Origin of the sequence: Streptomyces sp. NRRL B-24572 (assembly GCF_002156145.1) — a bacterium.
Lineage (GTDB): Bacteria > Actinomycetota > Actinomycetes > Streptomycetales > Streptomycetaceae > Streptomyces > Streptomyces vietnamensis.
Window position 1 is genome coordinate 1 of record NZ_MWIG01000265.1, and the last position, 13207, is coordinate 13207.

At 70.4% G+C, this 13207-nt stretch carries 16 protein-coding genes and 1 pseudogene; 7 read left to right on the top strand and 10 right to left on the bottom strand.

Translation table 11 applies throughout. From position 1 onward, the window contains the following. From CCN56_RS16510 to CCN56_RS16545, 8 genes are all read right to left on the bottom strand, one after another. A partial coding sequence (locus tag CCN56_RS16510) for an ABC transporter ATP-binding protein (RefSeq protein WP_086827638.1) occupies positions 1-555 on the bottom strand: 555 nt, incomplete at its 3' end. A gap of 196 nt (positions 556-751) precedes the next feature. Then, complete coding sequence (locus CCN56_RS16515) at positions 752-985, bottom strand: hypothetical protein (protein WP_086827640.1); 234 nt, start codon at positions 983-985, stop codon at positions 752-754. A 144-nt stretch (positions 986-1129) separates the two neighbouring features. Continuing rightward, positions 1130-2383, bottom strand: coding sequence for a HAMP domain-containing sensor histidine kinase (locus tag CCN56_RS16520; protein WP_086827642.1), 1254 nt, complete (start codon positions 2381-2383; stop codon positions 1130-1132). Continuing rightward, positions 2380-3045: a two-component system response regulator CseB gene (gene cseB, locus CCN56_RS16525; RefSeq protein ID WP_256961997.1), complete on the bottom strand. Its 666-nt coding sequence runs from the start codon at positions 3043-3045 to the stop codon at positions 2380-2382. Before cseB ends, CCN56_RS16520 begins: the two co-directional genes overlap by 4 nt. A 480-nt stretch (positions 3046-3525) precedes the next feature. Next, positions 3526-4725: a PP2C family protein-serine/threonine phosphatase gene (locus CCN56_RS16530; protein ID WP_086827644.1), complete on the bottom strand. Its 1200-nt coding sequence runs from the start codon at positions 4723-4725 to the stop codon at positions 3526-3528. A gap of 183 nt (positions 4726-4908) precedes the next feature. Further along, entirely contained in the window at positions 4909-5175 is a 267-nt protein-coding gene (locus CCN56_RS16535) for a hypothetical protein (protein WP_086827646.1), read from the bottom strand. Positions 5176-5287: 112 nt separating this feature from the next. After that, positions 5288-5497 carry a hypothetical protein gene (locus CCN56_RS16540; protein ID WP_086827648.1) on the bottom strand — a complete coding sequence of 70 codons (210 nt, stop codon included), beginning with the start codon at positions 5495-5497 and terminating at the stop codon, positions 5288-5290. Further along, positions 5485-6102, bottom strand: coding sequence for a DUF5994 family protein (locus tag CCN56_RS16545; protein WP_086827649.1), 618 nt, complete (start codon positions 6100-6102; stop codon positions 5485-5487). Before CCN56_RS16545 ends, CCN56_RS16540 begins: the two co-directional genes overlap by 13 nt. Positions 6103-6408: 306 nt before the next feature. On the opposite strand from CCN56_RS16545, the gene CCN56_RS16550 reads away from it, so the two are divergent. The 3 genes from CCN56_RS16550 (at position 6409) to CCN56_RS16560 (ending at position 8183) form a co-directional block, all read left to right on the top strand. After that, positions 6409-6900 (top strand): DUF5994 family protein, encoded by a 492-nt coding sequence (locus tag CCN56_RS16550; protein WP_086827651.1) that lies wholly within the window; start codon positions 6409-6411, stop codon positions 6898-6900. Next, entirely contained in the window at positions 6897-7253 is a 357-nt protein-coding gene (locus CCN56_RS16555; RefSeq protein ID WP_086827652.1) for a PRC-barrel domain-containing protein, read from the top strand. The genes CCN56_RS16550 and CCN56_RS16555 overlap by 4 nt, the downstream gene beginning before the upstream one ends. Positions 7254-7862: 609 nt before the next feature. Then, positions 7863-8183 (top strand): hypothetical protein, encoded by a 321-nt coding sequence (locus CCN56_RS16560; RefSeq protein WP_086827654.1) that lies wholly within the window; start codon positions 7863-7865, stop codon positions 8181-8183. Positions 8184-8189: 6 nt separating this feature from the next. Here the strand turns inward: CCN56_RS16560 and CCN56_RS16565 are convergent, their stop codons facing one another. Beyond that, positions 8190-10541 (bottom strand): arylsulfatase, encoded by a 2352-nt coding sequence (locus CCN56_RS16565; protein WP_086827655.1) that lies wholly within the window; start codon positions 10539-10541, stop codon positions 8190-8192. 737 nt (positions 10542-11278) lie between these two features. Between CCN56_RS16565 and CCN56_RS16570 the strand changes: the two genes are divergently transcribed. From CCN56_RS16570 to CCN56_RS16585, 4 genes are read left to right on the top strand one after another with little or no spacing between them, the layout of a single operon-like run. Then, entirely contained in the window at positions 11279-11677 is a 399-nt protein-coding gene (locus CCN56_RS16570) for an SHOCT domain-containing protein (protein ID WP_086827657.1), read from the top strand. A 25-nt stretch (positions 11678-11702) separates the two neighbouring features. Beyond that, the gene (locus CCN56_RS16575; protein WP_086827659.1) at positions 11703-12122 is read left to right on the top strand and encodes a DUF6325 family protein; all 420 of its coding nucleotides are present in this window, start codon (positions 11703-11705) and stop codon (positions 12120-12122) included. A 40-nt stretch (positions 12123-12162) separates the two neighbouring features. After that, positions 12163-12474 (top strand): SHOCT domain-containing protein, encoded by a 312-nt coding sequence (locus CCN56_RS16580; RefSeq protein WP_086827665.1) that lies wholly within the window; start codon positions 12163-12165, stop codon positions 12472-12474. A 30-nt stretch (positions 12475-12504) separates the two neighbouring features. Beyond that, a complete protein-coding gene (locus CCN56_RS16585) occupies positions 12505-12912 on the top strand; it encodes a hypothetical protein (protein ID WP_086827661.1) in 408 nt (135 codons plus the stop codon). A 50-nt stretch (positions 12913-12962) separates the two neighbouring features. Here CCN56_RS16585 and CCN56_RS16590 read toward each other — a convergent pair. After that, positions 12963-13207, bottom strand: a pseudogene (locus CCN56_RS16590) (hypothetical protein); the annotation flags it as partial.

A 13207-nucleotide genomic window follows, 5' to 3' on the forward strand; every position in this document is an offset into this window, starting at 1 on the left:
GTCGAGGTTGCCGGTGGGCTCGTCGCCGAAGACGATCGCGGGCCGGGAGGCGAGGGCGCGGGCGACGGCGACGCGCTGCTGCTGGCCGCCGGACAGCTCGGCGGGCCGGTGTCCCAGGCGGTCGGAGAGGCCGACCATGGAGACGACCCGGTCCAGCCACGCGCGGTCGGGGCGGCGGCCGGCGATGTCCATCGGCAGGGTGATGTTCTCCAGGGCGGTCAGCGTCGGCAGCAGGTTGAACGCCTGGAAGACGAACCCGATGCGGTCCCGGCGCAGTTGCGTGAGCTGCCGGTCCCCGAGCCGGGCGAGTTCGGTGGTGCCGACGCGTACCGACCCGGACGTGGGTGAGTCGAGTCCGGCGGCGCAGTGCAGCAGGGTGGATTTGCCGCAGCCCGACGGGCCCATGATCGCGGTGAACTCGCCCTCCCGGAAGGCGATGCTGACCCGGTCCAGGGCGACCACGCGGGTGTCGCCGCTGCCGTAGACCTTCGACAGGTCGGTGGTGGCGGCCGCGATGCCGGTCGTCGGGTGCGGCGGCAGGAGGTCGGCGGTCATGGGGCTCCTCTTCTCGTACGGAAAGCGCACGTGAAGGGTGTCCGGGGAACGTATCGGGGCCTGGGCCGCCGTGTATCGGTGTCCGCTCGGGCATGCGGCAACCGTGTAGCGGGCCGGATACGGGAAAGGGCCTCCCCGCGGTGTCCGCGCGTCGGGGGCGCGGGCGGCGGCGGGGAGGCCCTGAAGGGGCGCGCCTCTACCGGCGCTCGCCCAGCGGGACGACCCTGCGGGCGAGCGCGCCGACGGCCAGGAGCGTCCCGCCGAGGAACAGCCCGATCACGCCGAGCACTCCGGCCGGCTGTCCCGTCTCGCCCGCCGCGGTGTTCGCGGTGAGCCCTCCGATGACGAGCAGCAGGGACAGGACGGTGGTGAGGGCGCCGGCGGCCAGGACGCCGCGGGACAGGGCGGTGGTGCGGCAGGACGAGTTCACGGTGGCCTCCTCGAAGCGGGTCCCGAGCTGGATTCGGTACGGGACGTGGTGTCCTTCGAAGGGTGACGGAGCAACGTATCGGCCCGCGGGCCGCCGTGTATCAGTGGCCGCTCCACCACGTACCGACCACCAACGGCCGTTCCGTCACGCGGGCAGCCGCAGGGTGGCGACGGCCCCGCCGTCCGGGGCGTTGGCCAGCAGCAGTTCCGCGCCGAGGACCCGGGCCTGGCCGAGGGCGATGGTGAGCCCCAGGCCGTGGCCCGAGCCGCGTTCCCGGGCACCGGTGTGGAAGCGGCGCGGGCCGTGGAGCAGCAGGTCGTCCGGGAAGCCGGGACCGTGGTCACGGACGACGACCGTCGGTCCGTCGACGGTGACCCGGACCGGGCCTGCTCCGTGGCGGTGGGCGTTGACGACGACGTTGGCGACGATCCGCTCCAGGCGGCGCGGGTCGGTCTCCACCGTCCGCGCGCTGCCGTCGTCGGTGATCTCCGCGTCGAGGCCGGTACGGGAGACGGCCTCGGCGACCACGGCGCCGAGCGGTACCCGGACGCGGACCGCCTCCTCGGCGCCCGCGTCCAGGCGGGAGATCTCAAGAAGGTCCTCGACGAGGTCGCGCAGGTCGCGCACCCTCGCCCGCAGCAGGTCCTCGGTCTCGCCGGGCGGCAGGAGGTCGACGGCGGCGAGCAGTCCTCCGACGGGGGTGCGCAGCTCGTGGGCCACGTCCGCGGTGAACCGGCGCTCGGTGCGCAGCCGCAGCGCGAGGCTGTCGGCCATCCGGTCGACGGTCGCGGCGATGTCCGCGACCTCGTCACGGCCCTTCGTGGGCCCCGTGCGGGCGTCCAGGTCTCCGGCGGAGATCCGTGCGGCGGTCTCGGCGACCCGGCTCAGTCTCCGGGACAGGAGCCCCGCGCCGTAGACGGCCAGGGGTACGGCGCCCGCGAGCGCGACGACGGAGGCGACCGCCATGGCCGCGTCGAGGCGCGACAGGTTGGCACGGTCGGGGCCCAGGTTGATCTGGACGGCGAGGACCGGGCTGCCCGAGCCGCCGGTCCGCTGGGCCGCCCAGACACTCGGCCCGACGTTGCCCTCGACGCGCCCGTCGTACACGTGGTGCCGTGTGCCGCCGGCCGGGTCCCGCAGCGCGGCGGGCAGGCCGGCGGGGTCGAGCGCGGCGCCGTCGGTGAGGAGGCCGGTGCGGCGGTAGACGTCCATGGCGGCGTACAGGGTGTTCATCGCCCGCGCCTCGCCCCGGCTGCGGATGTCCTGGGCGGTCCACAGGTGCACCAGGACACCGACCGCCGCCACGACGAGGAGGGCCGTGGCCGCGGCGAGAGCGGCGATCTTCCGGCGCAGTGGGGTGCGGCCCGCCCACGGCCCGCGGAGGGGACGTACGGTCACCGCCGGAACTTGTATCCGAAGCCCCGGACCGTCTCGATCCGGTCGCGGCCCACCTTCCGGCGCAGCCGCTGTACGCACAGGTCGACGACGCGGCTGTCCCCGTCCCAGCCGTACTCCCACACGTTCCGCAGGAGCGTGTGCCGCTCCAGCACGATGCCGGGGTGGGCGGCGAACTCCAGCAGGAGCTTGAGCTCCGTCGGGGTCAGCGCCACCGGCTCGCCGGAGAGGAAGACCTCCATGCCGGCGGTGTCGATCCGCAGGTCCCCGAACTCCAGCACGTCTCCCGCGGCCGGACGGCCTCCGGCCCGATCCGGTCCCGCCATGGGCACGGGCGCGTACGTGGCACGCCGCAGCAACGAGCGCATCCGGGCCACCAGGACGTACGTCTCCACCGGTTTGACGACGTAGTCGTCCGCCCCGGCCTCAAGCCCGGCGACCACGTCCAGCCCGTCGCCGCGCGCGGACATCATCAGGACCGGCACCAGGCTGGTCTCCCGGACCCTGCGGCACAGCCCGATCCCGTCGAGGCCGGGCAGCATCACGTCGAGGATCAGCAGGTCGAAGTCGTGCTCACGGAAGGCTTCGAGCCCGGCGAGGCCGTCGGCGACGGCCTGCACGTCGTAGCCGTAACGCTCCAGGGCGACGGCGAACGCCCGGCGCATCAGGTCGTCGTCCTCGACGAGGAGCACGCGCGCGGTGGACGCGGGGGAGTCGGGCGAGGACAAGAGGACGGCTCCTGTTCGGAAGGCGACGTGCGGGTGGCCCAGGTTCACGTTCCCGACGTGCGGGCGACCACGCCACAATCGGAACGATACGACGGACAGCGGACAGCCCACCGTGCCGCGACTCGTCCTTCCGGGATCGATACACCCCCGAGCGTCACCCGATACGCCCCGGATGCAAAGCCCCGGGAGGTCCGGACAACGACGAAGCCCCAGGTCTCCGACCTGGGGCTTCGCGGAAGAGCGGATGACGGGAATCGAACCCGCGCCATAAGCTTGGGAATCACCCGGCACTTGGGCCCGCGAAGCGCTTCTGACCCGCGCAAACGTTAGCCTGACGCCGCTTCTTCGCCGCCTGCTCGACTCCCTTGTCGTCCGCTGTTGACCGCCTTCACTGACACGTTGTGGCACGGCGGCAGATCAGCCACGCCACTCGACCAGGACGAGAGTGGCGTCGTCCGAGGTGGCTTCGCCGCGTGCTCGCTTGAGCGTGTGGGACAGGTCCCGTGCCACCGCACGGACGCCTCGGTCCGCCTTCTCCAGCTGGTTCACCCAGTCGATCAGCTGGTCCTCGCCGAACTGCGCCTGCCCGCTCTCGTGCTCCTCGATCAGGCCGTCGGTGAAGCAGAGGACGCGGTCCCCCGGTTCGAGCATCACACTGCTGACCTGTGGCTGGGCTCCTCCGAAGCCGACGGGGAGGGTGGTGGGGCTGTCCAGGCGGCCCATGACACGGTGCTCGCGGATCAGGACGGGGGCGGGGTGTCCGGCGTTGACCCACTGGAGACGGCCGGTGGTCGTGTCCAGCCGCAGCATCTGCGCGGTGACGAAGTGGTCGGGGGCGAACTGCTCGGCGATGGCCCGGTCCATGAAGAGGTAGATCTCGGACAGCTCGACGCTGATGCGGCGGGCGTGCCGGTACGCGCCGATGGCGACGGTGGCCATGGTGGCCGCGTCCAGGCCGTGCCCCATGGCGTCGATCATGGCGAGGTGGAGGGTGTCGCCGTTCAGGGCGTAGTCGAAGCTGTCGCCGGCCACGTCGTAGGCGGGTTCCAGGACGCCGGCGACGGCGACGCGCGGCATCGACATGGCCAGCGGCGGCAGGAGCGACCACTGGATCTCCGCGGCGACGCTCATCGGTTCGCCGCGGCGGGTGCGGAAGAAGAGGTCGGTGTGGCCGTTCTTGGTCTGCAGCAGGTCGGCGACCAGCCCCGCGATCCTGCGCAGGAGTCGGAGGTCGTCCTCGTCGACCGCGTCCAGGGTGACGGCCAGGACGCCGGCCTGGTCGCCGCCGTCGAGCAGCGGTACGTGGACGCGTACTCCGTCGGCCGTCGCCAGCTCGACCGGGAGCGACGTGAGGAAACACCTGCCGGCGTCGGAGCCGTCGATGGGCAGCGGCTCGCCGCCCGTCAGCCCTTCGGAGAGCAGGGGAACCAGCCTCTGTTGCCCGTAGTCCTGGAGCAGGATCTGCGGATTCCTGCCCCCCAACCGGCCCACCGTCTCGGCGACGACCAGCCCGACCCGGTGGGGCGGCAGCTCGTGCGCGAGGTCCAGGATCGTTCCCAGGAGCCCCTCCCCGAAGCTCTCCGAGCGATCGGGTTCCCCGGGCCGTCCGACGGTCATCCCGTTCCCTCCAACCGAGCGGTGATGACCTCGCCCGGTCCTGCGGTACGGGGCGGGTGCCGCGACCACGCGGCGATCGGGTACCGGAGCGGCCCGCACCAGAGATGTGGCCTCCAGGATGCTCCTCGGCGGCAGGTCACGCCACACATGGCCGTACCGGCGCCACTCGCGGAGTGGAGCCGGTCAGGGTTCCTCGGGGTGGGGGCCGGTTCCGGTAGGCGGTCTGCTGGTCGCGAGCCAGGTGCGGGCGGGTCCGGCGGCGGTCTCGGTGTCGACGGTGAGGTGGAGCCGTGTGCCGCCGCCCGGCACGGGGTAACTGCGCTGCTCCGTCCCGGCGAAGCACTGGCGGATCACCTCGGCGACCGCGCGGGCGGCCTCGGGCGTGGCGGCGATGATCCGGATCTCGGCGTGTTCGGCCTGCGGCAGGGGATCGTTCTCGGTGGGCTGCAAGACGGCGTGCTCCGTTCGGGACAGAAGCGAGAGGCCGGCGGGTGGGTTGTCCCGGGTGTCGGGTGCCCCACCCGCGGCCTTCGGCCGGAGGAGTGGTCTGGGGTCAGGCAGATCAGGGCCAGGCGCCCGTAGCCCGGCGATCGGCGATCCGTTCGGGCGGCCTGGGGCGGCTGCGGCCGGAGGGACGGCTGAGGGAGGGGTAGGGGTCGCCGAAGTGGCGAGCCGCGATGCGTGCGTCGTGCTGGGCGTTCAGCCGGTGGATCAGGCGTGTGCCGAGCACGATCAGAAGTGCGCCTGCCAGGAGCGTGATCACGGCCTCCATGTCGTCACCCGCATGTACCCCGGCAGGGGGATCATCCGCGCGCCGACGACGGGGTGCGCCGCCGGGTGCGGCTGAGGTGCCTGGGGTGCCAGGGCGGCTCCACCCTCGCTCTCCCATACGTCTTCACTGCTCCGTGCCTCCCGCATACGGCGGCCGGTCGCGGCCTCACCGGACATCAGCGCGCCCGCGGTGAGAACGCTGCCGGAGAGCGCGGCGGCGGTCATCAGCCGTGCCGCGGAGGCGGGTTCGGTCTCGGGCGGAATCACGAGCAGGTCGCAGCGGCCGGTCGTGGAGGACAGCAGGATGACCTTGTCCGGGTCCTGCTCGGTGAACCAGCCCACGTGCAGGGCGTGACCGCCGGTGACGGCGACCTTGTGCGGGACGACGGGCCAGTGACCGGGATTCACCAGGACGCGGGTGATGCGTCCCCAGCGCCCTTCGAGGGCGTCGGCCAGTGCCGGCAGCTCGGCTGCCAGATCGCGTGAACGGGGCCACCAGGCGCCGTCGAGCCGACCGGCGAGCCTGGTCTTCGGAGTGAGCGACAAACGGGCCGGAAGTCTTGGGGTGAGGGCGCGGTTCGCTGTCCTGTCGAGGGTGGTGGTCATCACGGACCTGCCCCCGGGCTGCCGTCGGCAGCCCGGTTTTTCGTCTTCCCCGGAAATGACACCTGCGTGGAAGCTGGTGCTCGAAGTACTTCCGGTACTTCCAGCGTACGTCTGATCAGCCCGTTTTCGGCCTGATGCGGGGAGAGACTTCCGGTTCGTGCGAACGAGTGTGCGGCGCGGGGCGGACACGCGGGAGCCGGAGTTACCGTGAGATGACGGCACAGTCGCCCCGCCGGCGGCCGGTCGCCCCCTCAGGCGCGGCCGTGGCGGGCCGCGGCACCTCACCCGTAGACGAGCGGATCCACCATGGCCGACTCCGACATCCCGACCCCGTTGCTCCTGCCGGACGAGATCCACCAGGCGGTGCGCCCCGGTACGGCTCTGCTCCGGCTGGAGACGACGCACTCCCGGCAGGGCGTCCTCGACGGGGCGTGGTGGCCGCGCACCCGCGACGTGGAGCAGGAGGTTCCCGCGCTGGTGTCCGTCCTGACCGAACACCTCGGACCCATCACCCGGGTCGGCCTGGACGCCACCGCGTGGGACGAGATTCCGACCCGGTTGATCATCGACGACCGGGTCGTCCACCTCGACTCCTTCCCCATCGGCGACGACACCGTCCTGATCACCCGCGGCGACAAGGACCACTTCGCGCTGATGGTGGTGCCGCCGGACACGGAACCCGATGCCGCCCGCACGGCCATGGCCCGCGCGGTCCACGCCGACAACATCACGCAGGCCACCGAGATCCTCGTCGCCACGCTTCCCCCGCCGACGGCCGATCAGGGAGGAGCGGCATGATCCGGACAGCGGACATCCGCGAGTGGCGCAACCAGGACGTGGTGGACCCCGGCGGCCACAAGATCGGCGAACTGGAATCCGTCTACGTCGACACCAGCACCGACGAACCGGCCATGGCCACGGTCCGCGTCGGCCTGCCCACCCGGCACCGCCTGGTGTTCGTCCCCCTGGCGGGAGCGACGGTGGGGCCGGGGTACGTGCGGGTCGCCCACGACAGGAAACTGGTGAAACAGAGCCCCTCCATCGGCCCGGACGACGTCCTGCCCTTCGAGGACGAGGAAGCCGTCTTCCGCCACTACGGCCTCGTCTACGAACCCGGTGCGAACGGCGAACGGCAACTCGCCCGACGCTGAGCCCCCGACCGCCGGGGGGGGCGGCCCCCATGACACTCTTCCTCGCCCTGATCATCGTCGCGATCGTTCTGGGCCTCGTCGGCGCCCCGCTCCGGTGACCTCGGGGACGGCCCGGAAGAGGTCTGGACAACGACGAAGCCCCAGGTCGCTGACCTGGGGCTTCGTAAGAAGAGCGGATGACGGGAATCGAACCCGCGCTATAAGCTTGGGAATCACCGGCGCTCGGGCCGGGAGCAGGGCGTCTGACCTGCGAAAACATCCTCTGATGTGGCGCGTGCCGGAGGCCGGGGAGTACCGGCGTTGACCGCTGTTCACCGCTCCGAAGGGCACGGCTGGGGCACGGTGCCGCAGTGCGGGGCGCAGAGGCGAAGCGCGTGCGTGTGGATGGGCGACACGGGGGCGGACGCCGGTGCGGCCCCGGGACCGCCTTCCCGGACGCAATCGTGGCGTTGGCTTCGAGTGGGCCCCCGGCTCCCGCAATGGGATATGCAGGACATATGTGGGTGACGTACCATACGCCGCACAAATGTGCACCGGACTGACCGGCCACGCGGCGCATCGGTCCGCGGTGGGTGGCGTCCTTGGAGATCTGCCGCGGAAGGACGGACCATGAGACTCGTTGCCCCTGACGACGTGCGGGTCCTCGCCGTGACCGAGGCGCTCGCCCCGTATGCGTGGCGGACGCTCACACCGGAGTCCGTCGGTCGGCGTGTGCTGGCCGCCGTCGACCCCCACCGCATCGACGGTGCGGAGGGGGTCGCCCGCCAGGACGAGCGGATCGCGGTGCTGACCGACTTCCTCGCCGGTTGCCCGTGGCGCTCCCTGAGCGTGGCCGGGCTGAGTCGCCGGCTGGTGTCCGTGCTGGACGCCTGGTGGCAGGAGAGCCAGTGGCTGGAGATCCAGTTGCACTGGTCCCCGGACGGTCTCTGAGCGGCCCTACTGGCGGGCCATGTGCATCCGCATCTCGCTCTCGGGGTCGGTGATCAGCTCGCCCGACAGATCGACGGTCACGGTGTGCAGCGTGCCGTTGAAGCGGAAGGGCGGACTGTAGTCGGCCGTGACGGCTGAGCCCGGGTTGGCGCCGCAGGTCATGCCGCCGGGGTTGAACAGGAGCGGAGTGGTGACCGGGATCTGGGTCTCGCCGACCAGGCGGCGGTCGACGTAGAGCTGTGCGAGGCCCGGCATGCCCTTGCCGTGGGCGATGTCCGGCTCTCCGGTGGGTTCGAACTCGAAGCGCAGCTCGTGGCGGCCCTCGGGCACGTCCTCGGTCGAGGAGACGCTGTACAGCGCGCGCCGGACGTAGTTGTGGGCGTAGTGCAGCCTGCCGTCCTTCATGTAGAAGGTCCAGCCGCCGACGTTGGTGCCCTGGCAGAGCAGCACGCCCTCGGCGCCGCCGGCGGGGATCTCGGCGTCGGCGGTGATGCTGAACGCGCGGTTGAGCACCCTGGGCGCGACCGCCATGGGCAGGGTCTGCGTGTCGGGCCGGAAGGTGTAGCCGGTCCGCGGCAGGGACACCTGCGGCCGCTCCACCAAGCCCCGTTGCACGCCGCTGCCGTCGATGGGCAGGACGTCGTACTTCCCCGCTTCCACGTACCACATCGAGATCATCTCGATGAGCTTGCCGCGGTTGTCGGCCGCGAGGTCCTGGGTCTCGGCGAAGTCCTCGGCGACGTGGTAGAGCTCCCAGTGCTGGGCGTCCAGCTCGCTCATCTCCTGTGCGGTGATGGGGGTGCCGAAGGGCCTGCCCGCCTCGGCGAAGGAAGGACCGGGCCAGGGGCACACGGCACGCCAGCCGTCGTGGTCGATGGCGCGGTGACCGAGCATCTCGAAGTACTGCGTGTGGTGCGCGGTCGGCGCGTTCGCGTCGTCGAAGGTGTGGGCGAAGCTGACGCCGTGGAGGGGTGCCTGGGGAACGCCCTTGATGGTGGCAGGGGGCTCGATGCCGAGTACGTCGAGCACGGTGGGGACCATGTCGATGAGGTGGGCGTACTGGCTGCGCACCTCGCCGCGCGCCTTGATGCCCCGGGGCCAGTGGACGAGGAACGGGTCGCTGGCGCCCCCGCGGTAGGTTTCGCGCTTCCACCGCCGGAAGGGGGTGTTGCCGGCCCAGGTCCAGCCCCATGGGTAGTGGTTGAAGGTGCTCGGTCCGCCGATCTCGTCGATCGACCTGAGGCTGTCCTCGACCGGCTCGGGGGCGTTGTTGAAGAACTGTGCCTCGTTCGTGGTCCCGGTGACGCCGCCCTCGGAGCTGGCGCCGTTGTCGGAGACGAGCATGATGAGGGTGTTGTCGAACTCGCCGGTGTCCTTCAGGAACTGCAGGAGCCGCCCGATGTGATGGTCGGTGTGGGTGAGGAACCCGGCGTAGACCTCCATCATCCGCGCGGCGAGACGGCGGGCGTCAGGGGACAGGGAGTTCCACTCGGGTACGTCCGGGTCGTGCCGTGACAGCCGTGCGTCGGCGGGTACGACACCCAGCTTCTTCTGCCGGTCGAACGTGGCCTCGCGGTAGGCATCCCATCCGTCGTCGAACTTCCCGCGATAGCGGTCCGCCCATTCCTTGGGCACGTGGTGCGGGGCGTGCGTGGCTCCGGTGCAGAAGTTCAGGAAGAACGGCTTGTCGGGGGCGACCTGTTTGGCGTCCGCGATGAAGGAGATGGCCTTGTCCACCAGGTCCGGGGTGAGGTGGTAGCCCTCTTCCGGTGTGGCGGGCGGTTCCACCTGGTGGTTGTCGTAGACCAGGTCCGGGTGCCACTGGCTGGTGTCGCCGCCGAGGAAGCCGTAGAACCGGTCGAAGCCCCGGCCGAGCGGCCAGCGGTCGTAGGGGCCGGCGGCGGACTCGTGCTCCGAGGGCATCAGGTGCCACTTGCCGACCATGTAGGTGTTGTAGCCCTGTTCCACCAGCATCTCGGAGATGAAGCCGTTCTCGAACGGGATCCGACCGTGGTAGCCCGGATAGCCCGTGGCGAATTCCGTGATGCACGCCATCGCGTTGGAGTGGTGGTTCCGACCGGTGATGACGCACGAACGCGACGGCGAGCACAGCGCGGTGGTGTGCATGTTGTTGTACAGCAGTCCGTTCGCGGCGAGCCCGTCCATGTTGGGGGTTTCGATCGGGCTGCCGTAACAGCCGAGTTGGCCGTATCCGGTGTCGTCCAGCACGATGAACAGGACGTTCGGTGTGCCCGGCACGGCCCGCATCGGCTGGGGCCAGGCGGGCGTCGACTCCTCTGCGGTACGGCCGATCACTCCAGGGAACGCGGACCCCTGCTTGTACTCTTTCGTCGCCATGTGCCTGGTCCTCCGACCGCGTCAGTCGTACGTGCCGACGACTTGACGCTGTATCGCTTCTGCGGATGGGTGTCCGACGTCCGCCGGTCATCATCTGTGCGGCCGGCCATCAACCGGTTGTCGCCAGGAGCTGCCTCGTCCAACGGATCCACGGGACGCGGCGGCGAAGAATGCGCCAAGCCGACCGGATGCGCCCGGGTCAGATGGCCGGGCCTGCCAATACGAGTGGTGCCAGAGACCGCTATTGATTCCCATGCTAGCCAGCGAGCAGTGTGTGGGCCATTGGAGGTATTTCGCCCACCGGTCAGCCGGTGGCGTCCCCCTCGACGACCCGGTTTGATTCCTGACGGGCACTGCCATCTCGTCCGTCATGTGGCGCTCGCTGCCGAAGCCGGTGTGCGGCTGGCGTCTGCGGTCTCTTCTTCGTGTGCGATCAACAGTCGAGCACGCGACAATAAAGGTGTCGTATGCGCTGTCCAGCCTCCTGGAGGGTGGTGCCTGTGCGCCCGACAAGTGTCTCGGCGGGTGACGCGATTCGAAGCGATGTCCCGCCGGTCGACGTCGCAAGGCGGGGCCGGGCCCCGAAAGGACCGCGAAACTCGATTCCGATGAGGGCCGCGCGCTTTCCGCCGATCCTCGCTCAGGACGAGCGAGGCGTCATGGCGCACCACCGGGCCACCGCTCGGTCGCCGGGGCAGTAGCGCTCGCTGCGCGGGCGCGACCTGGAAGGAACGGCCATGGACTACCCGCTGCTGAACGTCTTCTGGACGACCATGTGGGTCTTCCTGTGGATCATGTGGCTCATGTTGCTCTTCCGCATCATCGGCGACATTTTTCGCGATGACGCCATGAACGGCTGGGGCAAGGCCGGTTGGACGGTCCTCGTCGTCATCCTGCCGTTTCTCGGCTGCTTCGTGTATCTCATCGCCCGTGGCAAGGGCATGGGTGAACGCGAGCTCCGCCGAGCACGCGGAAACGATCAGGAGGTCCAGGAGTACCTGCGGGCGGCCGCCGTTGTGAGCGGGGGAACGACCGGTCACGCCGAGGAGCTGGGCAGGCTCGCGGAGCTCAAGAACCACGGCGACATCACAGCCGAGGAGTACGCACGCGCCAAGGAGAAGGTGCTCGCCCGCTGACAACGCGTGAAGAAGGTGCACGGACATGGACGTAGGACCTGTCGAGTACGTCGTCATCGCCTTTCCGGGCAACCGGTTCCGAGGTGAGATCGCGCCGGAGCTGAAGGCCCTCGTGGCGAGCGGCACGGTACGGATCCTCGACCTGACCTTCGTCAAGAAGGACGCGGACGGATCGGTCTCCTACGTCGAGCTCGATGCCCTCGACCCGACGGAGGCATCGGTGTTCGACGACATCGAGGGAGAGGTCGGCGGACTGTTCAGCCAGGAGGACCTCGACCTGATCGCCGAGGAACTCGTACCGGAATCCTCGGCAGCTGTGCTCCTGTGGGAGGACACCTGGGCCGCCGGGATCACCGGCGCGATCCGCCGCGCCGGAGGGGAACTCGTCGCACACGAGCGCATCCCCGCCGAAGTGGTGGAACGGGCATACCAGGACGCCGCCTGACGGGCACGGCAGGAGCTGAAGAGAAGGGAAGGTGAGGACCATGCTGGGTCGTCGCCCGATGCGCAGAGGACGCCCCGGTGTTGTCGGCGTGGCCGCCCGGACGGCCGTGGTGGCAGGCACCGCGACCGCGGTCTCCGGCCGTGTCGCCCGGCACCAGGCCGAGCGAGCGGCTGCACAGGAGACCGTGCCCGACGCGGGTGCTCCCGCACAGGCGGCGCCGGGCCCGCCACCATCCTCGGGGCTGACGGACGAAGCGATCAGCAACCTTGAGCGACTGGGGAAGCTCCACGATCAGGGTGTGCTGTCGGACGAGGAGTTCGCCGTCGAGAAGGACCGGATCCTGCGGCGCTGAGGCGCCCGTGATCGGTGAGGGAGCCATGCCATGACTCAGCAAGCGCAGTCGACCGCCTCTCACAGGTGGGCGACGGGAGGCACACTGTTCGGAGGCGTCGTACTGAGCATCCTCGGCGTCCTGGGCATCTTCCAGGGAATCGCGGCCGTCGCCGAGGACGATGTCTATGCCCGGGTCGGCGACTACGTCTTCAAGTTCGACCTGACGGCATGGGGTTGGATCCACATCGTCCTGGGCATCCTCGCCTTCATCGTCGGCCTGGGCCTGCTGAAGGGCGCGAACTGGGCCCGGGGCGCAGGCATCTTCATCGCGGCGCTCACCATCCTCGCGAACTTCATGTGGCTGCCGTACACGCCAGGCTGGGCCGTCGTCCTGATCGGCGTCGGCGTCTTCATCATCTGGGCGCTGTGCAAGGACTGGGGTCAGCGGTACGGGTGAGGGGTCCGGGCGCGTCGGGTGGAGCGGCCCAGGCTCTTGCCCCGCCGCTCTTACGCGTCGGCCGATGGCCCGGTGTCCGTCCCCTCGGGGAGCCCTTCGGGCAGGTGTGGTCGTCGGGCGGCAGCCTTCTTGTGCCAGGCGCCGTACCTCTCCGAGAGGGCGACGGCGGAGATGCCGTGCAGGAGGATGCTCAGGGCCACGGTGACCGCGATCACCCGGCCGAGGAGCCCGATCCCCTGGAGGTGTTCCTCCACCACGAGGAGTCCGAAGACGATGGAGGCGAGGCCCCGGGGCC

Bases quoted from the DNA above. Each gene is read 5' to 3' on its own strand.
- CCN56_RS16575 (WP_086827659.1), top strand. From the start codon at position 11,703: ATGGACGTAGGACCTGTCGAGTACGTCGTCATCGCCTTTCCGGGCAAC.
- CCN56_RS16580 (WP_086827665.1), top strand. From the start codon at position 12,163: ATGCTGGGTCGTCGCCCGATGCGCAGAGGACGCCCCGGTGTTGTCGGC.
- CCN56_RS16540 (WP_086827648.1), bottom strand. From the start codon at position 5,497: ATGGAGGCCGTGATCACGCTCCTGGCAGGCGCACTTCTGATCGTGCTC.
- CCN56_RS16530 (WP_086827644.1), bottom strand. From the start codon at position 4,725: ATGACCGTCGGACGGCCCGGGGAACCCGATCGCTCGGAGAGCTTCGGG.
- cseB (WP_256961997.1), bottom strand. From the start codon at position 3,045: ATGCGCCGGGCGTTCGCCGTCGCCCTGGAGCGTTACGGCTACGACGTG.
- CCN56_RS16560 (WP_086827654.1), top strand. From the start codon at position 7,863: ATGAGACTCGTTGCCCCTGACGACGTGCGGGTCCTCGCCGTGACCGAG.
- CCN56_RS16565 (WP_086827655.1), bottom strand. From the start codon at position 10,541: ATGGCGACGAAAGAGTACAAGCAGGGGTCCGCGTTCCCTGGAGTGATC.
- CCN56_RS16555 (WP_086827652.1), top strand. From the start codon at position 6,897: ATGATCCGGACAGCGGACATCCGCGAGTGGCGCAACCAGGACGTGGTG.
- CCN56_RS16570 (WP_086827657.1), top strand. From the start codon at position 11,279: ATGGACTACCCGCTGCTGAACGTCTTCTGGACGACCATGTGGGTCTTC.
- CCN56_RS16585 (WP_086827661.1), top strand. From the start codon at position 12,505: ATGACTCAGCAAGCGCAGTCGACCGCCTCTCACAGGTGGGCGACGGGA.
- CCN56_RS16550 (WP_086827651.1), top strand. From the start codon at position 6,409: ATGGCCGACTCCGACATCCCGACCCCGTTGCTCCTGCCGGACGAGATC.
- CCN56_RS16545 (WP_086827649.1), bottom strand. From the start codon at position 6,102: ATGACCACCACCCTCGACAGGACAGCGAACCGCGCCCTCACCCCAAGA.